Source organism: Pseudoxanthomonas sp. Root630 (assembly GCF_001427585.1).
GTDB lineage: Bacteria > Pseudomonadota > Gammaproteobacteria > Xanthomonadales > Xanthomonadaceae > Pseudoxanthomonas_A.
Window position 1 is genome coordinate 189860 of sequence record NZ_LMGY01000015.1, and the last position, 26274, is coordinate 216133.

23 protein-coding genes and 2 riboswitches are annotated in these 26274 nt (G+C 68.8%); of the genes, 7 read left to right on the forward strand and 16 right to left on the reverse strand.

Going from position 1 to position 26274, the window contains the following annotated elements; translation table 11 throughout:
* Positions 1 to 12 precede the first annotated feature (12 nt).
* Positions 13 to 1071 (forward strand): linear amide C-N hydrolase, encoded by a 1059-nt coding sequence (locus tag ASD72_RS11095; RefSeq protein WP_056880012.1) that lies wholly within the window; start codon positions 13 to 15, stop codon positions 1069 to 1071.
* Here ASD72_RS11095 and ASD72_RS11100 read toward each other — a convergent pair.
* Positions 1066 to 2286, reverse strand: a complete 1221-nt coding sequence (locus ASD72_RS11100; RefSeq protein WP_235577999.1) for a serine hydrolase domain-containing protein — start codon at positions 2284 to 2286, stop codon at positions 1066 to 1068. The two genes, ASD72_RS11095 and ASD72_RS11100, sit on opposite strands and share 6 nt — an antisense overlap.
* Positions 2287 to 2414: 128 nt before the next feature.
* Positions 2415 to 2924 carry a hypothetical protein gene (locus ASD72_RS11105; protein ID WP_056880013.1) on the reverse strand — a complete coding sequence of 170 codons (510 nt, stop codon included), beginning with the start codon at positions 2922 to 2924 and terminating at the stop codon, positions 2415 to 2417.
* 62 nt (positions 2925 to 2986) lie between these two features.
* Positions 2987 to 3221: riboswitch (cobalamin riboswitch) on the forward strand.
* A gap of 199 nt (positions 3222 to 3420) precedes the next feature.
* Between ASD72_RS11105 and metE the strand changes: the two genes are divergently transcribed.
* Complete coding sequence (gene metE, locus ASD72_RS11110; RefSeq protein ID WP_056880014.1) at positions 3421 to 5712, forward strand: 5-methyltetrahydropteroyltriglutamate--homocysteine S-methyltransferase; 2292 nt, start codon at positions 3421 to 3423, stop codon at positions 5710 to 5712.
* A 39-nt stretch (positions 5713 to 5751) separates the two neighbouring features.
* Here metE and ASD72_RS11115 read toward each other — a convergent pair whose 3' ends face one another.
* From ASD72_RS11115 to ASD72_RS11130, 4 genes are all read right to left on the reverse strand, one after another.
* Positions 5752 to 7290 carry a PDZ domain-containing protein gene (locus tag ASD72_RS11115; RefSeq protein ID WP_056880015.1) on the reverse strand — a complete coding sequence of 513 codons (1539 nt, stop codon included), beginning with the start codon at positions 7288 to 7290 and terminating at the stop codon, positions 5752 to 5754.
* Positions 7291 to 7382: 92 nt separating this feature from the next.
* Complete coding sequence (locus ASD72_RS11120) at positions 7383 to 7799, reverse strand: acyl-CoA thioesterase (RefSeq protein WP_056880016.1); 417 nt, start codon at positions 7797 to 7799, stop codon at positions 7383 to 7385.
* Positions 7800 to 8023: 224 nt separating this feature from the next.
* Positions 8024 to 9043 carry a ribonucleotide-diphosphate reductase subunit beta gene (locus ASD72_RS11125; RefSeq protein ID WP_056880017.1) on the reverse strand — a complete coding sequence of 340 codons (1020 nt, stop codon included), beginning with the start codon at positions 9041 to 9043 and terminating at the stop codon, positions 8024 to 8026.
* A 222-nt stretch (positions 9044 to 9265) separates the two neighbouring features.
* On the reverse strand, positions 9266 to 11617 hold the full coding sequence (locus tag ASD72_RS11130; protein ID WP_081420315.1) for a ribonucleoside-diphosphate reductase subunit alpha: 2352 nt from the start codon (positions 11615 to 11617) through the stop codon (positions 9266 to 9268).
* 272 nt (positions 11618 to 11889) lie between these two features.
* Positions 11890 to 12106: riboswitch (cobalamin riboswitch) on the reverse strand.
* A gap of 225 nt (positions 12107 to 12331) precedes the next feature.
* Here ASD72_RS11130 and ASD72_RS11135 point away from each other — a divergent pair.
* Positions 12332 to 13102 (forward strand): DOPA 4,5-dioxygenase family protein, encoded by a 771-nt coding sequence (locus ASD72_RS11135; protein WP_081420289.1) that lies wholly within the window; start codon positions 12332 to 12334, stop codon positions 13100 to 13102.
* Between the two features lie 37 nt (positions 13103 to 13139).
* On the opposite strand, the gene ASD72_RS11140 is transcribed toward ASD72_RS11135, so the two are convergent.
* The 4 genes from ASD72_RS11140 to ASD72_RS11155 form a co-directional block, all read right to left on the reverse strand.
* Entirely contained in the window at positions 13140 to 14504 is a 1365-nt protein-coding gene (locus ASD72_RS11140) for a VOC family protein (protein ID WP_056880018.1), read from the reverse strand.
* 74 nt (positions 14505 to 14578) lie between these two features.
* On the reverse strand, positions 14579 to 15430 hold the full coding sequence (locus tag ASD72_RS11145) for a sterol desaturase family protein (RefSeq protein WP_056880019.1): 852 nt from the start codon (positions 15428 to 15430) through the stop codon (positions 14579 to 14581).
* Between the two features lie 8 nt (positions 15431 to 15438).
* Positions 15439 to 15732: a hypothetical protein gene (locus ASD72_RS21660; protein WP_056880020.1), complete on the reverse strand. Its 294-nt coding sequence runs from the start codon at positions 15730 to 15732 to the stop codon at positions 15439 to 15441.
* Between the two features lie 108 nt (positions 15733 to 15840).
* Positions 15841 to 16365 (reverse strand): hypothetical protein, encoded by a 525-nt coding sequence (locus ASD72_RS11155; RefSeq protein ID WP_056880021.1) that lies wholly within the window; start codon positions 16363 to 16365, stop codon positions 15841 to 15843.
* Between the two features lie 193 nt (positions 16366 to 16558).
* Between ASD72_RS11155 and ompR the strand changes: the two genes are divergently transcribed.
* From ompR to ASD72_RS11170, 3 genes are read left to right on the forward strand one after another with little or no spacing between them, the layout of a single operon-like run.
* On the forward strand, positions 16559 to 17278 hold the full coding sequence (gene ompR / locus ASD72_RS11160; protein ID WP_056880022.1) for a two-component system response regulator OmpR: 720 nt from the start codon (positions 16559 to 16561) through the stop codon (positions 17276 to 17278).
* A complete protein-coding gene (locus ASD72_RS11165; protein ID WP_056880023.1) occupies positions 17275 to 18540 on the forward strand; it encodes an ATP-binding protein in 1266 nt (421 codons plus the stop codon). The genes ompR and ASD72_RS11165 overlap by 4 nt, the downstream gene beginning before the upstream one ends.
* Before the next feature lie 26 nt (positions 18541 to 18566).
* The gene (locus ASD72_RS11170; protein WP_056880024.1) at positions 18567 to 19472 is read left to right on the forward strand and encodes an alpha/beta hydrolase; all 906 of its coding nucleotides are present in this window, start codon (positions 18567 to 18569) and stop codon (positions 19470 to 19472) included.
* Between the two features lie 220 nt (positions 19473 to 19692).
* Here ASD72_RS11170 and ASD72_RS11175 read toward each other — a convergent pair whose 3' ends face one another.
* The 5 genes from ASD72_RS11175 to ASD72_RS11190 form a co-directional block, all read right to left on the reverse strand.
* Positions 19693 to 20364 carry a hypothetical protein gene (locus tag ASD72_RS11175; protein ID WP_056880025.1) on the reverse strand — a complete coding sequence of 224 codons (672 nt, stop codon included), beginning with the start codon at positions 20362 to 20364 and terminating at the stop codon, positions 19693 to 19695.
* A 97-nt stretch (positions 20365 to 20461) separates the two neighbouring features.
* Positions 20462 to 21016: a hypothetical protein gene (locus ASD72_RS20965; RefSeq protein ID WP_155944612.1), complete on the reverse strand. Its 555-nt coding sequence runs from the start codon at positions 21014 to 21016 to the stop codon at positions 20462 to 20464.
* 25 nt (positions 21017 to 21041) lie between these two features.
* Positions 21042 to 21830, reverse strand: a complete 789-nt coding sequence (locus ASD72_RS11180; RefSeq protein WP_081420291.1) for an NAD-dependent deacylase — start codon at positions 21828 to 21830, stop codon at positions 21042 to 21044.
* A 4-nt stretch (positions 21831 to 21834) separates the two neighbouring features.
* Positions 21835 to 22986 (reverse strand): cell division protein ZapE, encoded by a 1152-nt coding sequence (gene zapE / locus ASD72_RS11185; RefSeq protein ID WP_056880026.1) that lies wholly within the window; start codon positions 22984 to 22986, stop codon positions 21835 to 21837.
* A complete protein-coding gene (locus tag ASD72_RS11190; RefSeq protein ID WP_056880027.1) occupies positions 22986 to 23645 on the reverse strand; it encodes an alpha/beta fold hydrolase in 660 nt (219 codons plus the stop codon). The genes zapE and ASD72_RS11190 overlap by 1 nt, the downstream gene beginning before the upstream one ends.
* 130 nt (positions 23646 to 23775) lie before the next feature.
* Between ASD72_RS11190 and ASD72_RS11195 the strand changes: the two genes are divergently transcribed.
* A complete protein-coding gene (locus ASD72_RS11195) occupies positions 23776 to 24690 on the forward strand; it encodes an AEC family transporter (protein WP_056880028.1) in 915 nt (304 codons plus the stop codon).
* A 75-nt stretch (positions 24691 to 24765) separates the two neighbouring features.
* Here the strand turns inward: ASD72_RS11195 and ASD72_RS11200 are convergent, their stop codons facing one another.
* Positions 24766 to 26220, reverse strand: coding sequence for a PLP-dependent aminotransferase family protein (locus tag ASD72_RS11200; RefSeq protein WP_056880029.1), 1455 nt, complete (start codon positions 26218 to 26220; stop codon positions 24766 to 24768).
* Between the last annotated feature and the right edge of the window lie 54 nt (positions 26221 to 26274).

A 26274-nucleotide genomic window follows, 5' to 3' on the forward strand; every position in this document is an offset into this window, starting at 1 on the left:
ACGGAGACCGTCATGGATCGTCGCTTCGTACTGCCGCTCGCGTTCGCCGTCACCCTGCTGTCATCCCTTGCCGCCCCGCCCGCCGCCGCGTGCACGCGCGTGGTCTACCTCGGTGCCGACGAGGACGTGATCACCGCGCGCTCGATGGACTGGAAGAACGACGTGGCCACCCACCTGTGGATCTTCCCGCGCGGCATGGCCCGCAGCGGACAGGCCGGCCCGAATTCGGTGACATGGACCTCGAAGTACGGCAGCGTGATCGCTACCGGCTACGAGGTCTCCACCACCGACGGCATGAACGAGGCCGGCCTGGTCGCCAACGTGCTGTGGCTGGTCGAATCCGAGTATCCCGCCTACGACGGTCGCGGTCCCGGCCTGAGCATCGCGGCGTGGGCGCAGTACGTGCTGGACAACTACGGCACCGTGAAGGAAGCCGTCAACGCGCTGCGCAAGCAGCCCTTCACCGTGGTGACCGACAAGGTCCCCGGGGAAGACCGGCTGACCACGCTGCACCTGTCGATGTCCGACGCCACGGGCGACAGCGCCATCGTCGAGTACATCGACGGCAAGCAGGTGATCCACCACGGCCGCCAGTACCAGGTGATGACCAACTCGCCGGTGTTCGACCAGCAACTCGCGCTCAATACCTACTGGAAGCAGATCGGCGGCACGGTGATGCTGCCGGGCACCAACCGCGCGTCGGACCGTTTCGCGCGCGCCTCGTTCTACGTCAACGCGATTCCCAAGGCCGAGGATCCGGTGAAGGCGCTGGCCAGCGTCTTCAGCGTGATCCGCAACGCGTCGGTGCCGTTCGGCATCAATACGCCGGAAGAGCCGAACATCTCCTCCACCCGCTGGCGCACCGTCGCCGACCACAAGCGCAAGCTCTATTTCTTCGAATCCGCGCTGACGCCGAATACGTTCTGGGTGGATCTCAAGGACGTCGATTTCTCGAAGGAGACCGGCAAGGTGCTGCGGCTTGACCTGGGCCAGGACCAGCGCAACGTGTTCGCCGGCAACGCGGTGAAGGATTTCCGGCCCGCGGCGCCGTTCGTGTTCCAGGGCCTATAGGTCGAACGCCAGCAGGTCGTGTCCGGTCGCGGCGCGCACCACGCGCCGGTACAGCACGTTGCCGCTGCCGCCGTTGGTCAGCGCCACCAGCGCGCGCTGGCCGCGGGCATCGCCCAGGGCGAAATTCTTGAAGATGCCGCCGTTGCTGCCCGAGTGGTAGAACACCGGGCCGCGCGGCGTGGCTTCCAGGTTCCAGCCCAGGCCCTTGTCGGTCCAGCGGCCGGGCACCTCGATCTGCTTCGTCAGCATCGCCGTGCGCGTGGCGTCGCTGATTTGCCATGGCGCGCGCGGCGTGCGCACCATCAGCGCCATGAAGCGCGCGTAGTCGCTCGGGGTGGTGCGCAGGCTCGCCGCCGCGTTGGCGAGGATGTCGCCGGGCCAGTTCACCAGGCCCTTCGGCGTGATGGCCTGCACATCCGGCAGCGCGCGCTCGGCATCTTCGTAACGCCACGCGGACAGCGGCTTGCCCCAGCGGTTCGCGACGGTCTGCGCCGCGTTCCACGTGTCGCGCAGCATCTGCGGCGGCATGCCCGTTTCTTCGTCTTCGACGGCGCGATGGCCGTACACCGAACGTGCCGCCAGTTCCGTGCTCCAGCTGTAGCTGCTGTCCCGCATGCCGGCAGGACCGAACAGCAACCGCTGCATCGACTCGTCCAGGCTCTCGCCGGTCAGCGTCTCGACCACCAGCTGCAGCCAGAAGATCGCTTCGCCCGAATAGTCGATGCGCGTCCCCGGCTTTACCGCGGGCACGAGCTTTTCGTGGGCCGGGTCCTTGCGCCAGTTCGGCAGGCCGGTGGAATGGCGCAGCACGTCGCGCGCGGTGACCCGATCCACCCACGGGTGATCGGCCAGGTAGTCCATCCGCCGATAGCGCACCAGCGGGGCATCGAGGTCGATCACGCCCTGGTCCGCCAGCTGCAGCACCAGGTAGGCGAACACCGGCTTGCTGAGCGAGGCATCCTCGAACAGCGTGTCGTCCGTCACCGGCGTCCGCGTCTCTGCATTCAATACGCCAAGGTTGCGCGACCACACCACCTCGCCACGCTCGACCACCGCCATGCCGATGGCGGGTACGCGCAGTGCCTGCATCAGGCGAGGAAGGTCGGCGAGGAAGGCGTCGGGTGGAATCCAGTTCGTGGCGTCGTCGCAGGCGGCGGCGGAGGCGAGGCGGGGCCATGCAAGGGCCGCCAACGGCGTGGCGGCAAGGGCGTTCAACCAGCGGCGGCGTGAGGGCGAAGGCGGCGGCGCGACGGGTGGCATCGGAGAGGCATCCACGAGAGGCTTGAACAAGGAGGACGAACGAACGCCCCAAGCCCCTCCCGCTTCTGCGAGAGGGCGCCGCGTCAAACGCTCATCAGCATGTCGAGCAGGGGGACGCGCCACTCCTCTGTCGGCGTGGGCACCAGCCGGCACGCGAGAGCGAGTGTCGGTCGTCCGCCGGCGGCTTCCAGCGTGCCCGCGAAGAGATGGTGTTCATAGGGAATCGAGAAATCCCGGGAGAGCCAGACCGTGGGGATCTCGCCTTCGTAGGCGCCCGATACTTCGCCACGCGCCATGTCCGGCAGTTCAAGGCTCCGTCCGGTCCTGGCAGAAACCAGTCGCGGCCCCACCAGCGCGCGCGCATCGTCTCCCCTGAGTATCAGACGCATGTAGTACGGCGCTCCGCGCTCGTTCGAGGAACCTTCGTATCCCCCGATCAGGTCCACCTTGGCGTTCGCTGCGCCGGGACCGCAATCGCCGGTGTAGTCCTGGTGCCGATAGTGGGAAAGCAGCAGCAGGTCCACGAGCCACGCGGCCCCGAGCAGCGCGACCGCCGCCAGAACCGCCACCTTCCATCTGTCGGCCGTGTCCATGGCGGGACTCTAACGGAACGGCAGGACGCAGACGCGTGCTTGACGCTCCCCGCGGGCGCGGGTAACGTTCGCCTCGCCAAGGTTTCCATCTCTCCATGCGAATGAAGCGATGGAATTAAAAGGGAAGCCGGTGCGGCCTGTTCCATGGGCCTATTCCGGCGCTGCCCCGCAGCGGTATTTGGAAACGAACCCCGTCAACAGCACTGGTCCCCACGGGCCGGGAAGCGACGGGAAGTAGGCCAGCGCACCCGCGCCCGTCCATGAGCCCGAAGACCTGCCCTGGCCGGAAGACACGACCGTCTTCCGCCTGACCTGGAGCTTCCGAGGGGGAGCGGCCGGAGCCTGCGTCCCTGCTTTGCGCGTGGACGCGTCCTCCTGCGCCGCTTCCTTCCGGCACTCCGGCTCGCCCGCGGGGGCGAAGGTCGCTGGCGTGGCGGGCCCTGGCCTGGCGCGCGGTTCCTTCGTTCCTCATCCGCCACGCATGAGGACACGCACCATGACCACCGTTACCACCCTCGGCTTCCCGCGCATCGGCGCGAAGCGCGAACTGAAGACCGCCCTGGAAAGCTACTGGCGCGGCGACACCGTCGCCGCCGACCTGCAGGAGACCGCACGCGGGCTGCGCCATCGCCACTGGCAGCTGCAGCGCGACGCCGGCGCCGACGTCGTGCCCTGCAACGACTTCGCGCTGTACGACCACGTGCTCGATACCGCTTTCCTGCTCGATGCGATTCCCGATGCCTACCGCGCGCTGGCCGATGCCGATCCGCTCGCGGGGTACTTCGCGCTCGCGCGCGGCTTGCAGAAGGACGGCGTGGACCTGCGCGCGCTGGAGATGACCAAGTGGTTCGACACCAACTACCACTACCTGGTGCCGGAACTGCATGCGGGCCAGGACTTCCGCCTGCGCGGCGACAAGCCGGTCGCCGAGTTCCTGGAAGCGCGCGCCGCCGGCCATGCCGCGCGGCCGGTGCTGCTGGGCCCGGTGAGCTTCCTGCTGCTGTCCAAGACGGTGGATGGCAGCGACCGCCTCGCCCTGCTCGACCGCCTGCTGCCGGTCTATGCGGAGCTGCTGGCGAAGCTGCACGCCGCGGGCGCGGACTGGGTGCAGGTGGATGAGCCCTGCCTGGTGCTCGATCTGGATGAGCCCGCGCGCGCCGCCTACGTGCGGGCATACGCGGCGCTGGCGAAGACGGTCCGTCCGCGCCTGCTGCTGGCGACCTACTTCGGCCGGCTCGATGCGCAGTTGCCGCTGGCCTGCGCGCTTCCGGTCGATGGCCTGCACGTGGACCTGGTGCGCGGCAAGGAGCAGCTGGACGACGTGCTGAAGCAGTGGCCGAAAGCGCGCGTGCTGTCGGTGGGCCTGGTGGATGGCCGCAACATCTGGCGCACGAACCTGGACAACGCGCTGATCCTCGCCAAGTACGCGCAGGGCCACCTGGAGCTGGGCCACCTGTGGCTGGCGCCGTCGTGCTCGTTGCTGCACGTGCCGGTGGATGTCACCGGCGAGAAGGCGCTGCCGTCCGACCTGAAGTCATGGCTGGCCTTCGCCCGGCAGAAGATCGAGGAACTGCGCCTGCTGGCCGACGCCCTGCGCGATCCGCGCGCCGCGGATGCCGCCCTGGCGGTGGCGCGCGATCGCATCGAATCGCGCCGGCACTCGACGCGCGTGCACCGGCCGGCCGTCGCGGCACGGCTGGCCTCGCCCGAGGCGGCCGACATCCATCGCGGTGCCCCGTACCTGCAGCGTCGCGTGTTCCAGCAGGCGCGCTTCGCGCTGCCGGCATTCCCGACCACGACGATCGGCTCGTTCCCGCAGACCCACGACGTGCGCGATGCGCGCGCGCGCCACAAGGGCGGCAAGCTGTCCGATGCCGCGTACGACGCCTTCCTCGAAGCCGAGACCACGCGCTGCGTGCGCATCCAGGAAGAGATCGGCATCGATGTGCTGGTGCATGGCGAATTCGAGCGCAACGACATGGTGGAATACTTCGGCGAACAGCTGGACGGTTTCGCCTTCACGAAGAACGGCTGGGTGCAGAGCTACGGCTCGCGTTGCGTGAAGCCGCCGGTCATCTATGGCGACGTGTCGCGACCGGCGCCGATGACGGTGCGCTGGTCGCAGTACGCGCAGTCGCTGACCGCCCGGCCGATGAAGGGCATGCTGACCGGGCCGGTCACCGTGCTGCAGTGGTCGTTCGTCCGTGACGACCAGGCCCGTGCGCAGACCTGCCGGCAGATCGCGTTGGCGCTGCGCGACGAAGTGCTGGACCTGGAGGCCGCCGGTATCGGCGTGATCCAGATCGACGAACCTGCGCTGCGCGAAGGCCTGCCGCTGCGCCGCGCCGACTGGCCGGCGTACCTGGGCTGGGCCGTGGAGTGTTTCCGGATCACCGCCTCGGGCGTGCGGGACGACACCCAGATCCACACGCACATGTGCTACTCCGAGTTCAACGACATCATCGAGGCGGTCGCGGCGATGGATGCGGACGTGATCTCCATCGAGACCTCGCGCTCGCGCATGGAGTTGCTGGATGCGTTCGTGAAATTCCGCTACCCCAACGAGATCGGGCCGGGCGTGTACGACATCCATTCGCCGCGCGTCCCGACCACGGGCGAGATGATCGACCTGCTCGACAAGGCCCGCGCGGTGCTGGCGCCGGAACAGATCTGGGTCAACCCGGACTGCGGCCTGAAGACGCGCGGCTGGCCGGAGGTGCGCACTGCGCTGGAGCGGATGGTGGACGCGGCCCGTGCGCTGCGTGCGGGCCACGCGCAAGCGGCATGAGGTGACGAAGGCGGGACTCCCTCCGGCGTCCCGCTGTCTTCATGGCCACGCCAGCGGCCTGGCGACCGCGCCGCCTACCTTTTCCATGTCCTGCCAGCGCTTCTCGGCCTGTTCGCGGGAGGCGTTGCAGAACAGCGCGCCGACCTGGGACAGGTTGCGCAGCCGCTTGTAGACGCTGGAGACGCAGAACACTTCGCCGGGAAACACCGCGTTGTTCGGGTAGCACGTGACCGGGGCGAAATCGACCCAGGCCGGATCGCTGGCCTTCACCTTGGCGAGCAGCGCGGTCAGCGTGGTCGCGAGCGCCGTCGTATCGGTCGGCGTGCCGGTGAACTCGTGCAGCGGCGCGTGCAGGACGAGTGGCGTCGGACGGGTGGTGGATACCTGCGCGGTGCAGTGATAGTGGTTGTCGCTGGGCGTAGCAGACGTGGCTTTCGTCGTCGCGGTAGCCGGCGTGGCGACGGTCGTCGGACCGTTGTCGCCCGGCGGCAGCGTGATGTTGAGCGTGTGCATCTGGCGGTCGCGCCAGACGCGCAGCGGCGTTGCGACGCCCGGTTGCAGCCGGTTGATGGCCGCCGGCAGATCGGTCGCTGCCACCACGGTCTGGCCCGCGACGTCCAACACCACATCCATCGGCTTGATGCCGGATTGCAGCGCGACGCTGTCGGGCAGCACCTCGACGACCCAGGCACCCTGTGTCGATGGCAGGCCGAGGCCTTGCGCCAGTTCCGGCGACAGCGCGTCGATGCGGACGCCCAGGCGGCCCTTGGCAGTGGGCGATGCGGCGACGGCCGGCGTCTGTGTCGGCATCGATGTGGCCGCGGTCGCCACCACGGCCCGGCCCGTCGGCGTCCATGCCACCTCGGTGTACTTCATGTTGAAGCCCTTCGAGAACCGCACCATCTGCTGGTAGGCGTACTGCGCCTCGCCCGCGGTGTCGTAGGGCATGCAGCTGGCCTGCACCGGCAAGCCGTGCGCCTGCACGACCGACTGGAACTCGATGCCGTAGGCGGAGGCCTGCTGGTACATGGCCAGCATCGGATCGGGGCCGGGCACGGGCATCGTGAATACGCCGCTGGCGACCGTGCGGCTGAGATCGCTGCGGTCGGGAATGTCGGTCTGCGTGGCCTGGCAGAGGAAGTGGCGCGTCACCGGCGCTGCGTTCGCGACGGGCGTCGAAGGCGTGTACGCGGCCGGCGTCCACGCGACGTTGCGCCAATCCCCCACCTTGATGAAGTACACGCGCTTGTCCCACAGCGCGCGCTGTTCTTCGCGAAAGGCCGCGGCCTCGCCCTGGGTGGCCATCACGTTGCAGCTCTTGTCGCCCCTGCCGCCGAGCGAGCCCACGTGCGTCAGGAACTCGCTGGCCAGCTCCATCCCGCGACGGAAGCCGCCGGGATCGTCCGCACCCACCCTCACCGGAACGACTGGCGACGCCCAGATCGTGGCCTGCGCATGGCTGGTGTCGGTGACGCTGCAGAAGGCGTAGCCCTGCTGCGTGGCAGGTACGGCTTGAGCGTGCACGACGCCCGGCACCAGAGCGCTGGCGACGAGCGCCAGCATCGCGAAACGACGCATGTTCAACCCCTGTGTCCGCATCGCCGGACGGCGACGCTATCCCCGCTGCGACACTAGCCTGTCGCAGCGGGTCCGCCAACGGGGATAAACGGTCAATCCTGGGCGATGGCGGGCGGCAGCGGCGGGGCCGGCGTCGGCCGGCCCAGCGGATCGAGCGCGATCATCACGAAGTGCCCGCGCGTGCACAGCTTGCGCTCGCCGGTCAGCAGGTTCTCGGTGATGACTTCCACATCGACGTTCATCGAGCTGCGTCCGACCTTGACCACGCGCGCGACCACTTCCACCAGGTCGCCCTTGTGGATCGGCTGGTTGAAGTCCACCTGCTCCGAGCGCGCCGTGACCACGGTGGAGCGTGCGTAGCGGGACGCGACGATGAAGGCGGACATGTCCATCCACGCCAGCGCCTGGCCGCCGAACAGCGTGCCCAGGTGGTTGGTGTGGTCGGGGAAGACCATGTGCAGCAGGCGCGCCTCGAGGGGGCGCGCTTCGGCGTTGGCCAGTTCGGTCATGGTGGTGCTCCGGTTCGCGTACTCCCGGCGGCAGCATAGCGCGCCGGATGTTGCGCTGGTGTAGGAGCGACGTCGGTCGCGACCGCATGAACGAATGACCCGGACGTCCGTCGAGTCCAGGACGCCGCAGCACACATCGCCGACATTTCCATGGCCCCGGAGCGCCATGGAGTCTTCATTGCCGTGATCGCGACTGACGTCGCTCCCACAAAGGAGCAGTGTGCTCAGAACGCGTGGTCGAAGCCCACTTCGCCCTGCACGCCCAGCTGGTAGGCGGACACGCGGCGCTCGAAGAAGTTGGTCAGCTCCTGCACGTCCTGCAGTTCCATGAAGGGCAGCGGGTTGCGCACGTCGTAGCGCTTGGGCATGCCGAGCTTGGCGAAATGCTGGTCCGCGCAATGCTGCAGGTACTGGCGCATGTCGCGCGTCGAGATGCCGGCCACGCCGCCGGACAGCACGTCCTCGGCGAACTGGACCTCGCACTCGATCGCTTCTTCCAGCATGTCGTAGACCTGCTGCTGCATCTTGTCGTCGAACAGGTCCGGCTCTTCCTCGCGCACGGTGCGCACGCATTCGAACGCGAACTCCATGTGGCAGCTCTCGTCGCGGAACACCCAGTTGGTGCCGCTGGCCAGGCCGGGCAGCAGGCCGCGCGAGCGGAAGTAATACACGTAGGCGAAGGCGGCGAAGAAGAACAGGCCTTCGATGCAGGCGGCGAAGCAGATCTGGTTGAGCAGGAACTGCCGGCGCTGGTCGCGCGTCTCGATCCGGCGCAGGTCCTGGATACTGTCGATCCACTTGAAGCAGAAGTCGGCCTTCTTCTTGATCGCCGGGATGTTCTCCACCGCCGCGAACGCCTTGAACCGCTCCGACGGGTCGGGCAGGTAGTTGTCCAGCAGGGTCAGGTAGAACTGCACGTGCAGCGCTTCTTCGTACAACTGGCGCGACAGGTACATGCGCGCCTCGGGCGCGTTGAGGTGCTGGTACAGGTTCAGCACCAGGTTGTTCGACACGATGGAATCGCCGGTGGCGAAGAACGCGACCAGCCGGTGGATCAGGTGGCGGTCGGCGGGCGTCATCTTCGAATGCAGGTCGGTGATGTCGATCTGGAAGTTGATCTCCTCCACCGTCCACGTGTTCTTGATGGCGTCGCGGTACATGTCATAGAACTGCGGATAGCGCATCGGGCGCAGCGTCAGTTCGAAACCGGGATCCAGCAGCATCTGCTTGGGTTGTGCGGACATGGTGCGGTGTTCTCTTGGTTCTCCTTCTCCTCCCGGGAGAAGGTGCCCGAAGGGCGGATGAGGGTGCGGCGAAGGTGCCGGCGGTGGAGTTTCCTGGACCGCCGGACCCTCACCCCAACCCCTCTCCCGGCGGGAGAGGGGCTCGAACAAGGATTGGCGCATCCGTGCGCCCGGCACCTCCCTGTGCCGTGATCCGTCGGGGATGCCGACGTGGGAGAGGCGTTACTGGCAGGCCTCGCAGGCTTCCGGATTCTCCAGTGAGCAGGCGATGGCTTCGGTCGGCGTGTACTCGCGCTTGGGCTCGGTGGCCGCCACGGTGCTGACCGTGGTCTTGGCGATCTTCGTCGCCGGGCGCGAGCGCAGGTAGTAGGTGGTCTTGATGCCCTGCTTCCATGCGTACATGTACATGGACGACATCGCGCCGATATTCGGGCTTTCCATGAACAGGTTGAGCGAGGCCGACTGGTCGATGAAGGCGCCGCGGCCGGCGGCCATGTCGATCAGCGAGCGCATCGGCAGTTCCCACGCCGTGCGGTAGACCTGCTGCAGCGCCTCCGGCACCTGCGCCAGGCCCTGCACCGAGCCTTCGGACAGCTTGATGGCGTCGCGCGTTTCCGGCGTCCACAGGCCGAGCTTCTTCAGCTCGTCCACCAGGTAGCGGTTGACCTGCAGGAAGTCGCCCGACAGCGTCTCGCGCTTGAACAGGTTGGATACCTGCGGCTCCACGCACTCGTAGCAGCCGGCGATCGATGCGATGGTCGCGGTCGGGGCGATCGCGATCAGCAGCGAGTTGCGCAGGCCGTGCTCCCTGATGCGCTCGCGCAGCGCATCCCAACGTTCCACGTTCTCGGGGACCACGTTCCAGGCATCGAACTGCAGTTCCCCGTTCGCTGCACGGGTGTCGGCGAAGGACGGATGGCGGCCGCGTTCCTGCGCCAGCTCCACCGAGGTTTCCAGCGCATGGAAGTAGATGGTCTCGGCGATCTTCGCCGACAGCGCGCGCGCTTCGGCGCTGTCGAACGGCAGGCGCAGCTTGAAGAACACGTCCTGCAGGCCCATGCAGCCCAGGCCGACCGGGCGCCAGCGCAGGTTGCCGCGGCGTGCGGTTTCGATGGGATAGAAGTTCAGGTCGATCACGCGGTCCAGCTGGCGCACGGCCAGGCGCACCGTCTCGGCCAGCTTGTCGAAATCGAACCAGGTGCGGCCGTTGTCGGGGTCGCTGTCGAAGTGCTTGGCCAGGTTGATCGAACCCAGGTTGCACACTGCGGTCTCTTCCGCCGAGGTGACCTCGAGGATCTCGGTGCACAGGTTGGAGAGGTGGATCACGTTGCCGGCGCGCAGCGTCTGGTTGCTGGCCGCGTTGCACTTGTCCTTGAACGTCATCCAGCCGTTGCCGGTCTCGGCCAGCGTGCGCATCATCCGGCCGTACAGCTTGCGGGCGGAGATGGTCTTCATCGCCTTGCCCTGCGCTTCGGCCTGCGTATAGGCGAGTTCGAACGTGGCGCCGTACAGGTCGGTCAGCTCCGGCACCAAGCGCGGATCGAACAGCGACCATTCCTGGTCGGCCTCGACGCGCTTCATGAAGAGGTCCGGCACCCAGTTGGCCAGGTTGAGGTTATGGGTGCGGCGCGCTTCGTCGCCGGTGTTGTCGCGCAGCTCGAGGAAGTCCTCGATGTCGGCGTGCCAGGTTTCCAGGTACACGCAGGCCGCGCCCTTGCGCTTGCCGCCCTGGTTGACCGCCGCGACCGAGGAATCCAGCGTCTTCAGCCACGGCACGATGCCGTTGCTGTGGCCGTTGGTGGACTTGATCAGCGAGCCGCGCGAACGCACCCGCGTGTAGCTCACGCCGATGCCGCCGCTGAACTTGCTCAGCTGGGCGATGTCGCCGTACCTGGCGTAGATCGATTCCAGCGTGTCCTGCGGCGAGTCCAGCAGGAAGCACGACGACAGCTGCTCGTGCGTGGTGCCGCTGTTGAACAGCGTCGGCGAGCTGGGCAGGTAGTCCAGGTTGCCCATGCGGCGGTACAGCGCCAGCGCTTCGGGCACGTCCTCGCTCAATGCGCAGGCGATGCGCAGGAAGAACTGCTGCGGCGTCTCGATCACCTTGCGCGTGTGCGGGTGGCGCAGCAGGTAGCGGTCGTACAGCGTGCGCAGGCCGAAGTAGTCGAAGTGCAGGTCGAGCGAGGCGTCCAGCGCATCGTTGAGCTTGCGCGCGTTGGTCTGCACGAAGTTCAGCAGGCGGTCGTTGATCAGGCCGACCTCGTGGCCGCGCGTCACCGACTGCGAGAACGCGTGGATTTCCTGGCCGGTGACTTCCTTGGCGATGTAGGCGGCCAGCAGGCGCGCGGCCAGTCGGCTGTATTCGGGTTCCTCGCCGGTCAGCAGCGCGGCGGTGCGGATGGACAGTTCGTCGAGTTCGCGCGTGCTGGCGCCGTCGTACAGGCCGGAGATGGTGCGGGTGGCCACGCGCATCGGGTCGATGGCGTGCAGGCCTTCGCAGTTGCGCTGCACCGCGCGCACGATCTTGTTGAGGTCCACCGGCTCGCGGCCGCCGTTGCGCTTGGTCACGCTCATCGCGGTGGCGGTGGGCGGCGGGGTCAACGAGAAAGCGTCCTTCTGGGACGGGGTGGTGCCGGCGTCGGCGACGGCGCTGTCGATCTGGGTCACGAGATTCCTCCATGCGTGGTGCACGCGGCGGCCCGTCCCTCGCGGGGTCGCGTTCGGCCGGATGGAGAGTCACAGTGGGGAAACGGCGTCGCAGGGAGCGAGATCACGCAGACGGACTGCGGACGCCCTGCTTCGCCAGCCATCTCCCCCCGGAGATTCCGCGGCCGGCACCGCGCGGTGTGCAACGCGCGGTTGTCGGCAGGTCTTCGGACTCATGGGCGCGGAAGGCTGGCCTTCCTCCTAGTCCGCCGCTTCCCGAGGCGTGGCCTCAGTGCTGGTGGCGGGGTCGTTCCCAATTACCGCTGCGGGGCAGTGCCGGAGTGGCGCGAGGCGTCACCGGCTTCCCTTTTCATCCGGAGGCTAGCCACCCCCGGAACCGACAGCCACAAGATAGTGGGGGTGTCCGGAAGCGTCAACACCAAATGTTGTGTGAAACAGCGGGCAACGGTGCGGTGCGGGTTTCACGGATTACCGGGTTCCGGGAGCGCGCCTGGAGGCCACCGGTGAGCGAAACCGTCATCGCCGTCGGCCATGCCGAGATGAGCAATGCCTCTAAGGCGCGCGCCCGCGCGGGAATCCGGTGGCCCTAGAGTTGCGGTACCACCCCATCACGCGCTGCCGATGTCCCACGATCACGACGAGCTCTTTCCCATCGACCTGGACGGCACACCGCGCGACGCGGTCGCCCGGATCATCGATCCAACGGCGGATCGCGACTGGGCCGAGTTGCTGTCGCCGACGCGACGCCGTGCACTGCTGGCCGGCGCCGGACTGGCGACCGTGGCGGCCACGACGGCGGCCGCGCCTGCTTCGCCGACGTCCCGGGCCGCGGGTGCAGGGCGCGCGCGCGTGTCGGCAGGCGGCGTCCTGCTGCCGATCGCCGGGCCGGGCACGAGCCCCTGGGGCACGGCGACGGCTGCGCAGCCCACGCCGCGCCCGGCCAGCGTGCGTCCGGACGAACAGGCGCTGCCGACCACGCCGCGGCCCTACACCGCCATCCGGAGTTACCACGCCCACGTCTATTTCGATGAGGACAGTTACGAGAAGGCGGCGCTGATCCGGCGCTGGACGGTGGAGCGCTTCCCCGTGGAGCTCGGCGACTGGAACCTGGAGCCGCGCGGGCCGCACGTGACCCCGTCGTTCTATTACGGGTTCACGCCCGACCTGCTGCCGATCGTGGTGCCTTGGCTGCAGCTCAACAGCCTGGGCCTGACCATCCTCATCCACCCGAACACCGGCGATCCGCGTTCGGACCACCTGCACTACGCGTTGTGGGTGAACCGCTCGCAGCCGGTGAATGCGTACGCATGGCGGCGCTTTGTGGACGGCGGCGGCGGCGACGTCGAGAACATCAATCCGAACATCATCCCGACGGTGCCGCTGGAGACCTGAGTCGCGTGGCAATGGCGGGCCAAGGCCCGCCCTGCGTTCAAACGCGCAGCGCCGCGATCGACGCGTCCTGCGCCTGCGCATACAGCGCGAACGGATCGTGGATCGTCGCGCCCAAGGCGGCTTCGAACACGTCCTGGTTCGCATGCGCGTCGTAGGCGCGCTGTTCGCCGCCGCCGAGGTTGGACTGGAAGATGCCCGCCGCGCTGACCGGCAGGAAATCTTCATAGACGATGGGGTCGACGACGGCATAGCCGGCATCGACCAGCGCATCCGGCGTCATCGCCGCGCGTTCGGCGGCGGGCGCGGCATCGCCGGCGTCGGTCAGGCGGTAGCGGAAATAGCCCAGCCCTTCGCGGCGCAGCGTGGTTTCGTCATCCGGGAAGGCGCTGAACGCCGCCGCCAGCCGCTGCGGATAGTCGGCCGAGGTATTGCCGGCGCCGCCGGCCTGGCGCACCTGCGCGAGCAGGCGGTCGTAAAGCTCGCGCCCGGCCGGGGTCAGCGCCAGGCCGCGCTGTTCGATCTCGCCGAAGCGCGCGGTATGGCTGCCGGGCACCAGCGTGCCGGTGGTGTCGGGGAAGGCGACTTCCTCTTCCAGCGCCTTGAAGCTGGTCTGGCGCAGCAGGATCGGCACCGCGCGGCGCGGCGGGCCTTCGATCAGCGCCTTGGCCTGGATGCCGCGTTCCAGCATCGCCGCCTGCGCGGCGTCGATGTCCAGCGTGCGCGGGGTGAGGTGGTTGATGTGCGGGCCGCGGAAGCTGACCACGTCGGCCACCAGGCGGTGCAGGCCGTGCAGTGCGTGGTAGGTCTCCAGCGAGACGGTCGCATCGCCGTGCCAGCGGAAGGTTTCCAGCACTTCGGCGACGAAGCGCTGCGCATCGGCGTCGCCCAGCCCGCCGTCCTGTTCGGCCTGCGCGACCAGCGCGCGCGCGTCGGCGGTGAAGATGTCGCGACGGGCCAGGATCGCGTCGGCCTCGGCACGCAGCGTGGCGTCGGCGATCAGCTCCAGCCGCAGCAGCGACGTGAAGATGCGGAACGGGTTGGCGGCCAGCGCGGCTTCGGTCAGCGGACGGAACGCGGTGGCGTGCACCGGCACGCCGGCCACGGTGAGGTCGTAATAGCCCACCGGATGCATGCCCATCAGCGCGAACACGCGGCCCAGCATCGCCAGTTCGGCCGGCGTGCCCACGCGGATCGCGCCGTGGCGCTCCAGGTCCAGGCGCTCGGTCTCGCCGGTGCGTCGCAGCCGTTGCGCGAGGGCGGGATCGCGGCGCTGCGTCTCGGCGTTGATGTCGCCGACCAGCGTGATCAGGTCGCCGTACAGCGGCACCTCGGCGCGGTACATGTCGGACATGGCCTGGGCGAACAGGCCGCGGATGCGGTCGGGCGAAACGAAGGCGGTCATGGGATTCGGCGTGCGGGCGGCGTGGGGCCGCCGGGGGTGCGTATTGTCGCCGGCCGCGCGCGCGCGGGCCAGTTTCAGCGCCTTGCGTCCGTCCCCGGCACGTCGCCCGGCGGACCGAACAGCATCCGCGCCACGTCGCGCACCCCGCGTGCCCGGCGCAGGTCGCGGCCCAGCTTCACCCAGGCATGGAAGGCGATGGTCACCGGGTTGTAGCTGCGCACGGGCTCGACCAGGCCATAGCGGATCGGCACGTCGGGCCGTTCCTCGCGGCAGCTGCCGAACAGCCGGTCGAACACGATCAGCACGCCGCCGTAGTTGCAGTCCAGGTATTCGGGATTGCTGGCGTGGTGCACGCGGTGGTGCGAGGGCGTGTTGAACACGAACTCGATGGCGCGCGGCAGCCGCGGCACCAGCTCGGTGTGCAGCCAGTACTGGTAGAGCAGGTTCACCGCCAGCGCGCCGATCACGTACGGTACCGGAAAGCCCAGCCACACCAGCGGGCCGAAGAACACTGCCGCGCCGGTGAGCTTGCCGGTCCAGCCGAGGCGGTAGGCGGTGGACAGGTTGTATTGCTCGGCCGAGTGGTGCACCGAATGATTCAGCCAGAACCAGCGCACGCGGTGGTCGGTGCGATGCATCGCGTAATAGCAGAGCTCCTGGCCGAGGAAGAGCGCGATCCAGTGCCACGCCTGGTCCATCGCGATCGTGGTCACGCGGAATTCCCAGATCGCGAACAACAGCACGCCCACCACGCCGCCCTGGATCAGCAGGCCGAGCACGGCGCGCCCGGCGGCGTCGCCAAGCGAGGCCCAGTAGCCTTTCCAGTCGTAGCGGCGACCGCGGCGCACCAGCCACGCGGCTTCCACCGCCGCGATCAGTGCGAACACCAACAGCGGCAGTCCCGTAAAGACGCGTATGCCGTCCATGGTGCGCCTTACTGCCCGCGCCGCTCGGCCATCTTCTGGCCTGCCGCGCGCAGTTCGTCGGGCGAGAGCCTGCCGTCGCCGTTCGCATCCAGGGTGTCGAAACGCTTGGCGATGCGCGGCAGCTTGGCGTCGGCCTCGGCCTTGTCGATCAGGCCATCGCCGTTGGTGTCGGCGGCCTTCAGGCGCTCCTGCAGCGTGGCCTTCTGCTCGTCGGTCAGGGTGCGCGGCTGTGCATGCGCAGGAGCGACCAGCGCGAAGACGGACATCGCGGTGGCGAGGGGAAGCAGGACGGAACGGGACATCGGGAATCTCCGGGAAAGGAAGGAAAGGCGCAGGCGCGACGGCGCGGGAATGCATCCATGCGGCATAGGGGGTGCCATGCCGCCGCGCCTGCGGAAAAGAAGCGGTCCTCAGTGGCCGCGCGGACAGGCGATCGTCTCGCCGCTGGCATTGGTGCAGGTGCCGGTGTGCGACACCGTGCCGCCGGACACCGTGGTGCTGCCGTTGTAGCTATTGCCGTTTGCGCCGGTGGCGGTGGTGCTGCGCGCGCCGGTCACGTTGCCGTCCGCGTCGCGGCTGATGCCACCGCGGGTGCTGGCGCTGCCACCGTTGGGGCCGTTCGCGTACGCGCTGCCCTGGCGGCCGGCGCTGCCGTCGGCATTGCGGTAGGCGCTGCCTTCGTAACCCGCGCTGCCGCCGTTGGCGCCGCTGATGCTGCCGTTGCGCGCGGCGGTCGCATTGCCCTGGCCATCGGCCTGCCAGGTGCGCTGGCGCTGGCTGTCGAAGCGCGCGTTGCTGCGCTCCGTGGCGACACTGCCGCCCTGGGCGGTGCGCTGCACGGCCCGGCTGCGTTCGCGCGCTTCGGCATGGTCGGCGAACAGGGTGGTGGCGCACAACGCGAACGTCACGGCGATCAGGAACGGGGTCTTGCTCATGGCGGAATCCTCGTCGGGGTGTGGGATGGCCGCACGGGGAAGCAGCGGCAGGGCCACGGTAGGGCGTGCAACGCGGGCAGGTGTGTCGCGGTTGGCAGCAGATGTGTCTGCCGGCCGTGCCGGAAACATCTGCTTACAAACGGGCCGTCCGCGGGGTTTGCGGGGCGTCGCGGCGCCGGGCGATAGTGGCTCCATGGAAGACGCCCTGCCCCGTGTGCTGCTGGTCGACGACGACGTGCGCTTGCGCGACCTGCTGCAGCGCTACCTGCAATCGCAGGGCTTCGAGGTGCGCGGCGCGGGCGATGGCGTGCAGATGCGGCAGGCGCTGGACCGCGGCCACTTTGACCTGATCGTGCTGGACCTGATGCTGCCCGGCGAGAACGGCCTGGAGCTTTGCCGCCGCCTGCGCGGCCAGGGCGACGCGACGCCCATCGTCATGCTGACGGCCAAGGGCGACGAGATCGACCGCATCGTCGGGCTCGAGATCGGCGCCGACGATTACGTGCCCAAGCCGGTGAACCCGCGCGAGCTGCTGGCGCGCATCCGCTCGGTGTTGCGGCGTACGCGGCCGACACCCGGCGCACCGCAGGCCGACGGTGGCGAGGTGGTGTTCGGGCCTTTCACGCTCGACCTGGGCCGGCGCGAACTCACCCGCGACGGCGCACTGCTGCGGCTGACCAGTGGCGAGTTCGCGGTGTTGTCGGTGCTGCTGCGGCATCCGCGCCAGCCGCTCAGCCGCGACCGCCTGATGAGCCTGGCGCGCGGCCGTGAGCATGACGCCTTCGAACGCAGCATGGACGTGACCATCGCGCGCCTGCGTCGCCTGCTGGAAGACGATCCGCGCCAGCCGCGCCTGATCCAGACTGTATGGGGCGTGGGCTATGTGTTCGTACCGCCGGAGGCCGCGCCATGAGGTCGCCGCTACCGCGCAGCGTATTCGGCCAGCTCGTGCTGGTGATCGCACTGGTGCTCGCCGGTGCTGGTGTGCTGGCGCTGCTGTTGGGGCGCGAACTCGCCACGCGGCCCGCCGCCGACCAATTGCTGCGGGCGATGCAGGGCTTCGCCGAGGTGGTGGAAGCCCTCGATCAACACCAGCCGCATGCACGCACGGTCGCGCAGCTGCGTGAGGCCGGACTGGAGGTCCGCAGCACGCCCCCCGCCGATGCGCGACCGCGTTTCGCCCCGCTGTTGCGCGAACTTCGCGAGCAGGCAACAGGGACCCTGGGCGCAGGCCGCGAACTGCGGATGGAAGCCGGCCGTGGATTGCGGGTGATCTGGCTGAAGCCCGCCACGCGGGAAGCATTGTGGGTGTCGTTCGCCTACGACCGCCCCGGCACCGGCATGCGCCGCTTCTCGGTGCTGATGCTGGTGGGCTGCGTGGCGCTGGTCTGGCTGGCCGCGGCGTACTTCGCCCGTCGGCTCGTGCAACCGCTACGCCAGCTCGCCGCGGCCGCGCCGGCCATCGTGCGGGGCGATGCGCCGCCCCCGGTGCATGCGTGCGGTCCGCGTGAAGTGGCGGACCTGGCCCACGCGCTGGGCGATGCCAGTCGCGACGTGCGCGCCGCCGCGGAGGAGCGCGCGTTGCTGCTGGCCGGCATCTCGCACGACCTGCGCACGCCGCTCACGCGCCTGCAGTTCGCGCTGGAGATGGTGCCGGACACCGATCCGGCACTGACCCGCAGCATGCATCGCGACATCGCCGAGATGGATGCCATCCTCGGCCAGTTCATCGCGTTCGCACGCGATGGGCGCGACGAAGGCAGCGAGACCGTCGACCTGGCCGCGATCTGCCGCCATGCCGTCGCCGCCGCGGCCAAGGGCTGGCGCGTGGACCTGCCGGAGCACGCGCTGCTGCCCGGCAAGCCGATGGCGTTGCTGCGCGCGGTCGAAAACCTGTTGGTCAACGCCGAGCGGCATGGCGCGTTGCCGTTGTCGCTGCAGCTGTGGGCCGAGGGACCGGCATGGGTGGTCGAGGTCGCCGACGGCGGTCCCGGTCTGTCCGCCGAGGCGGCCAAGCGCGCACGCCAGCCCTTCGTCCACGACCAGGCGGGCGGCGGCAGCGGGCTGGGCTTGCCGATCGTCGACCGCGTCGCGCGCCAGCACGGCGGCGAACTGCGCCTGTTGCCGAATACGCCCCAAGGCCTGCGCGCGCAGCTGGTGCTGCGCGCGGGTTGAACCGGATGTCCCTGCGAGGTGATGCGATGAAGACACTGTTCCGTGCCGGCCTGCTGGCCTGCGCCCTGCTCGCTGCGCTGCCGTCGGCCGCGCAGACCTTCCGCGAACGCCTGCAGGACATGCGCGATGCATCCCGCCAGCCCGCGGCACGCGCGCCGACGCTGCCAGCCGGTGCGCGCGCGGTGCGCGACGTGTCCTATGGCAACGACCCGCGCCAGCGCTACGACGTCTACCTGCCCGCAGAGGCCCAGCGCGCGCCCGTGATCCTGTTCGTGCATGGCGGCGGCTGGGCCAACGGCAACAAGGACAATCCGGGTGTGGTCGAGAACAAGGCGGCGTACTGGTTGCCGAAAGGCTATGTGCTGGTCTCGATCAACTACCGCATGCGCCCCGACACCGCGCCGCTGGACCAGGCGCGCGACGTCGCGCGCGCGCTGGCCGACGTGCAGAAGCGCGCGCCGTCATGGAGCGCCGATCCGGCGAACGTGATGCTGATGGGGCACTCGGCCGGCGCGCATCTCGCTGCGCTGGTCGGCGCGTCCCCTACGCTGTGGCGCGAGGCGGGCGCCACCCGGCCGCGCGGCGTGGTCTCGCTCGACAGCGGCGCGCTCGATGTGCCGCAGACGATGCAGAAGCCGCCGCTGCCCGGCATCTACGATCGCGCGTTCGGCAAGGATCGCAACGACTGGATCGCGGCGTCGCCTTACCATCAGCTCACCCGCGATGCGGTGCCGATGCTGTTCGTGTGCTCCTCGCGCCGCAAGGACGCGTGCCCGCAGGGTCGCGCGATGGTGGAGAAGGCGAAGATGCTGGGCGTGGCGATGGAGGTGCTGCCGGAGGATTTGTCGCATGGCGAGGTGAATCGCGAGTTGGGATTGCCGTCCGATTACACGAAGGCAGTGGATGCGTTCGTGCGCGGGCGGCTGCAGTAGTCGTGGTCGAAGTACCCTCGCCCCGTGAACGGGGAGAGGGTGCCGAAGGTGGGTGAGGGGCGAACGAAGTCGTGAAGCGGCCCATTCGCCGGAACCCTTCCGCGTTCGACGAACAGAAGAGGCTGCTCGGTGGACGTATCGCGCCAACTGCGCCCCTCATCCGCCCTCCGGGCACCTTCTCCCCGCTGGCGGGGAGAAGGGAGCTGAGCTCGGCAATGCGTCACCGTGTAATCCGCACCGCGCCCAGCGCCTCTTGCAGGCGTGCGTGCGCAGTCGCTTCATCGAAAGGCGGCGTTGCCGGCGGGTCGTAGACCTCCGGACGCGTGCCGGTCACCCGCAGGTCGATGGCGATGCAGCGCCCGTTGCGTACCGAACGATAGGCATCGACCGACTGGTAGTGGCTCATCGCCGCATCGGCGGCGCGGAAGTGACGGAATGGCTGGCCGTCGATGCGGATCTCGTCAGGCGCTTCGGTGGTCGCGCCTTCGGGTGGATCCAGGCACGTCACCACCGCATGGCTGTCGGTGCTGGTGCCGACGCGCAGTTCGGCGGAGGTGATCTTGTCAGAGCCGTCCAGCACCAGCGCGACCAGCGGTTCGCCGCGCACGTCGGGGGCGGCGAAGGTCTTCCAGGCACCACCGGAGAGAGAGTCGCGCGTGAAGTCGCGGCGCAGCGCGAAGCCAGGAGTGGGCGCAAGCGCGATGCCGATGTCATCGTCGGAGAACTGGAACTGCGGCGCTTCGCGTCCCGTCACCGGCGGCGCCGGATCGGCGATCTCGGCCGCGGTCTGCGTCGCGGGGTCGACCCCTTCCAGCTTGGGCGCGCGGTCGCAGCCGACGAGGAGCGTGGCGGCAACGGCGGCAAACAGGGGAACACGGACGATGGGTTTCATGGCGCTCTCCTCCGCAACGGTCGCGTCGAGTCTGCCAAGCCGTGCGTGAAGCCGGTGCCAGTATCGTTTCCTTACCACCGAATGCGTCGAAGCAAACCTATCTGACAGGCGGAGGAGGTGGAGGTGGCGGTTCCCCTCCCGTGCGATCAGCAATCCAGCTTGGGGGATAGGCCTGCGGCAGCGGCTTGATGCCATAGATGGCTTGGATGACCGGAAGAATCTCGGGGCCGCGCAAGTTGTTCTTCAGATTTTCGGGATCGTAGAAGCCGTCGAGATCGAGCAGCGAGCCATCCGCAGCTGCCAAAGGAATCGTGTCGCCCTTCGCATTCGTGGCAATCAGGTAGTGGTGTCCAACAACAAGATGGAGTCCCCCGCACGATGTGCTCTTGAAAGTCAGATTCCTGTAGCCGGATGCATCTCCAAAGAGACTCTGCACAGGCGTGATGGTGCCTTCAGACCAAACCTTGCGAGCAGAGGCGCCAACGGTTTCCTCCCGGTAACGCGTTTCATCGAGTCGGAAGACAAAAACCACCGTTGCACGCTTCAGTGCAGATCGGAACGTCGGAGGGTCCGGATAAGAACACGCGTGCGCCGCAACTGGCGCGCATGAAAGCGAGAATCCAAACAAGAAACCTGCAGTCCACTTGACCATGACGACCCCCCTACACTGAGAGCGACTATCGCCCCGCCGATGAGTGGCGGTCAATCGAACGCGGTAGCACTGAAAGTTGCTGCAATGCCTCAGCCGCGGTCGCCCGCCATACGTGGTCCACCTCCGCGGACAGCGCCGTCGGTTCCGGATTGATCTCCACCACGGTCGCGCCGTGGCGTCGCGCCAGCGCGGGCAGGCCGGCCGCGGGATACACCAGGCCCGACGTCCCCACCACCAGCATCAACGCACAACGCTCGGCGGCGTCCACCGCAGACGCCCACGCATCGTCCGGCAGGGCTTCGCCGAACCACACCACGCCCGGGCGGATCCGGTCGCCGCACGCTGTGCAGCGCATCGGTTCGACGCGTTGCGCGCCTTCCATGTAGTCGTCGAGCGCCGTGTGCGCGCGGCCGCAGGCGAAGCAGCGCAGCGCGAACAGGCTGCCATGCACGTGCCCATCGACGACGCTGCCGGCGCGCTCGTGCAGGTCGTCGACGTTCTGGGTGACCAGCGACAGCGGCACGTGCCGCGCCAGCTCCGCCAGTGCGCGGTGGCCGGCATTCGGCTGCGCATCGCGCACCCCTTGCATGCGCCAGCGGTACCAGCCCCAGACCAGCGCGGGATCCTCGCGCCACGCGTCGGCGGTCGCCAGGCGCATCGGGTCGAAGCGCGACCACAGGCTGTCGCGCGTGCCACGGAAGGTGGGAATGCCGCTTTCGGCCGACATGCCGGCGCCGGTCAGCACGCAGACGATGCCGCCGCCGTCGATCGTCCGGCGCAGCGCCCCGGCGACCGCAGCAGGCACGGTGTCCATCGGCTCAGGCCTTGTGCGGCGTGGCGAGGTACTCGGCGCTCTGCATCTCGATCAGCCGCGAGGCGGTGCGTTCGAACGCGCCCTGCAGGCGCGAGCCGGTGTACAGCGTGGTCGGCGCGGTGGCTGCGGTGCAGACCAGGTTGACGTGGCGGTCGTACAGCTCGTCTATCAGGTTCACGAAGCGGCGCGCGGCATCCTCGTTCAACGCATCGAAATGCGGGATGCCCCCGAGCAGCACGGTGTTGAATTCGTGCGCGACCTCGATGTAGTCGGTCGTGCCGCGCGGACCCTCGCACAACGCGGCGAAATCGAACCACGCGATGCTCTTGCCGCGGCCGCGCACCGGAATCTTGCGGCTGTCGATCTCGATATTGCCGGCGTGCGCGTCCTCGCCACCCGTCAGCTCGCGCCAGCGCGAGGCCAGCCAGGCATCGGATTCGCCATCCAGCGGCGCGCGGTACACCGGCGAGCGCGTCAGTGCGCGCAGGCGGTAGTCTTCCTGGCCGTCCGAACGCAGCACCACGCAGTGTTGTTGCAGCAGGTCGATCGCCGGCAGGAATCCCGCGCGCTGCAGGCCGTCCTTGTACAGGTTCTGCGGCGCGGTGTTGGAGGTCGTCACCAGGGTGATGCCTTCGGCGAACATGCGTTCAAGCAGCCGCGCCAGCAACATCGCATCGCCGATGTCGGTGACGAAGAACTCGTCCAGCACCAGCACGCGCAGCTTGCCGCGCGCCTCGCGCACGATCTTCGCCAACGGATCGCTCTCGCCCGCATGCAGGCGCAGGCGTTCGTGCACGCCGCGCATGAAGCGGTGGAAGTGCGTGCGGTACTTGCCGCCGCCCTCGCCGTGCGCCTTGTTCTGCGAGACCGAGTACGTCGGCAGCGGCAGGCTGTCGTAGAACAGATCCACCAGGAAGGTCTTGCCGCGTCCCACTTCGCCCCAGTAGTACAGGCCCTTCACCGTCTCCGGCGCCTTGCCGAACAGTCGGCCGAACAGGCCCGGCGCGCTGTCGCCGGCGAGGAGTGCAGTGTGGATGCGGTCCAGCTCGGCGAGCGCGGGATGCTGCGCCGGGTCGTCCTGCCACTGGCCCTGCACCGCACCGCGTGCGTACACCTGCGACGGCGTCAGGGCCGTCCCTTGAGCGTCGTCCGCCATCACGCCGGCACGTAGGCTTTCATCGCGTGCTTGATGGCGCCGCGCAGGTCCATCAGCTTGCGGTGGAAGAAGTGGCTGGTCTCCGGCATGCGGATCAACTCCGGCGGATGCTTCAGCGTGTCGATCCAGTCGTAGACCGCCTGCGGCTCGACGATCTCGTCCTCCTCGCCCTGGATCACCAGCCACGGACACGTGGGCGGCGTGATCGCGGCGAAGTCCCAACGGCCGGCCGGCGGCGCGATCGACACCAGCGCATCCGGTTGCAGGCCCTCGGTGGCGCGCAGCGACACGTAGGCGCCGAAGCTGAAGCCGGCCAGCCACAACCGCGTGCCGGGTCGCTGCTCGCGCACCCACGCCACGACGGCGCGCAGGTCGTCCACTTCACCATCGCCCTGGTCGAACAGGCCGGCCGAGGCGCCGGTGCCTCGGAAGTTGAAGCGCACGGTCACCGCACCCAGTTCACGCAGGCTGCGCGCGGCCATCACCACGACCTTGTTGTGCATGGTGCCGCCCTCGGTGGGTAACGGATGGCAGACCACGGCGGTGACCGGTGCCACCGGCGCGCCGTCTTCCGGCCAGTCGACGTGGGCTTCGAGCGCGCCGTCCGGGCCGTCGAGGGTGATCGGGCCGGAGGCCGTGGGGAAGGCGGGGTTCGTCATGCGGCCATGATAAGCCCTGCGCCTCGACGCATTCCGCCATCCCGGTGGAACGCACTACCGACGAAAGCCCAAGCGCATCGTGCGGCCGGGTATGCGATCCTGCGGTCCCCACGTCGTATCCCGCTGCACCATGGCATTCGATGCCTTTGCCCTGATCCTGACGATGCTGGCGCTCGGCATGGCATTCGCACGCCTGCGTGCCTTCCCCGACAACGCGGGCGACGTCATCAACCGCGTCGTGCTGTACGTCTGCCTGCCCGCGGCCATGCTGACCTACGTGCCGCGCCTGCGCCTGGATACGTCGTTGATGGGCGTGGTGGTCACGCCGTGGCTGCTGACCCTGGCGACCGTCGCGCTGGTGGCGCTGGCGACGCGCGTGCTGAACTTCCGCCGCGACGAGCACGCGGTGCTGTTGCTGTGCGTGGCGCTCTGCAACAGCAGCTTCATCGGCTATCCGATGGTGCGCGCGCTGTTGGGCGAACACGCGCTGCCCTATGCCGTGGTCTACGACCAGTTCGGGACCTTCATCCTGCTCTCGACGTTCGGGCTGTACGTGCTGGCGCGCTACGGCGGCGATGCGCCGCCGACCGCGCGCGAGATCGGGCTGCGCATCGTGAAGTTCCCGCCGGTATGGGCGCTGCTGTTCGGCCTGACGCTGATGCCGGAGCAGCCGCCGGCATGGATCGCCGCCGCGCTGCAGAAGCTGGCCGACGCGATGCTGCCGCTGGTGATGCTGGCGGTGGGCCTGACCTTGCAGCTGAAACTGCCGCGCGATGAATTGAAGCCGCTCGCCGTCGGCCTGCTGCTGCGCCTGCTGGTGATGCCGGCGCTCGCGGTGCCGCTGTCGCTCGCCTTCGGCATGCGCGGCGAGATGCTGCAGGCCAATGTGCTGGAATCCGCCATGCCGACGATGATCACCGCCGCCGCGCTCGCGATCTCCCATCAACTCGCCCCGCGCCTGGCCGCCGCGCTGGTCGGCTACGGCATCCTGCTGTCGCTGGCGACCCTGCCGATGTGGGCCTGGGTGGTGGGGCGCCTGGGCTGATGACGTTCGCCGTGCTGTTCGTGCCGGCGTGGCTGGAACGCCGCGTCGCCACGAGTACCGACGACGGCTGGCGCATCACGCGATCAGGCGCTTCGCTCCGTCGCCGTGCTGCCGTGCATCGCGGGGATTCGCCTTCCATGCGTCGGCCATTACCCGTACCGCCTGCACCAACGTGTCTTCGGGCTTGGCATAGGGAATGCGTAGCCATTGGTCTGCGCCGCCTTCCACGCTGAAGACCGGGCCGGGCGCGAGGTAGACGCCCTTGCGCTCGACGTCGGCGGCCAACGCGGTGGCGCTGCCATGCGGCATCCGCACCCACAGTGTCAGGCCACCCTCGGGAAGGCGGAAGCGCCAGTCGGGCAGGTATTCGCGCAGCGCCTGTGCCACGGCATCGCGTCGCTGGCGCAACTGGTCGCGTCGTGCGGCAAGGACGCCATCGGCATCCAGCATCTGCGCCACCACGAGCTGGTCGAACAGCGAGCTGCCCAGGTCCATCTGCACGCGCGTGGCGATGAGGCGTTCGACGTGTTCGCGCGGCGCGCGGATCCAGCCTACGCGCAGGCCGCCCCAGCAGAGTTTCGAGGCGCTGCCGATGGTGAAGGCATCGGGGGCGTGCGCGGCGAACGGCGTCGGCATCGGGGCGTCGGACAGTCGGGTCGACTGCAGTGTTTCGTCGACGATGGCGATCGTGCGCGTCGCGCGCAGCGCCGCCGCGTAGCGCACGCGCTGCGTGTCGTGCATCAGGAAACCGGTGGGATTCTGGAAATCCGGAATGAGGTACGCCGCGCGCGGCGAGGTCTGCCGCAGCGTGGCTTCGATGGACGCGAGGTCCCAACCCTCCTCGCCCAGCGGATCGCCCATCGGCGAACTGACCAGCCGCGCACCGCCCATCCGCAGCGCTTCGATGGCATTGGAATACACCGGCGACTCGATCATGACCCGGTCGCCGGGGCGCGACAGCGCACGCGCGATGATCGCGATGGCCGAGAGCGCGCCCGAGGTGACCACGATCTGTTCCGGGGTGGTCGGCAATCCGCGCGCGGCGTACGACGCGGCGATCCGCGTCCGCAGCGCGGGCAGGCCCGACGGCAGGTAGCCGTCGCTGGCCAGATAGGCAGGCAGCGCCTCCAGCGCACGCGCATACGCGGCCGCGACCCCGGGCGTAGCGGCACCGGCCGCGCAGTTGAGGTCGATCGTGCCGTCCAACGATGACGTCGCGGTGCCGACGGCGTGCAGGGCATGGTCGTGCGCGCGGCGGCGGTCGATGGGCACGGCGGCGAAGGTGCCCGCGCCCTGCCGGGCCTTGGCGAAGCCCGCCGCCACCAGGTCCGCGTAGGCCCGGGTGACGGTATTCCGCGAGACGCCGAGTACCTCGGTGACGGCACGTTCGCTGGGCAGGCGCGTGCCCAACGGGATGCGGCCGTCGCCGATCAGTTCCTGCAGCGCCTGGCGCAGGCCGCGATAGGCAGGGGAGCGGGGGAAATCGCCGACCAGCGTGGCGAGACGATCCGGAGCCATTGAGCGGTTCATGGGGCCACTATCGCATGATTGGCTCTATCGGAAAGAGCCAATCGGGCGGAAGGT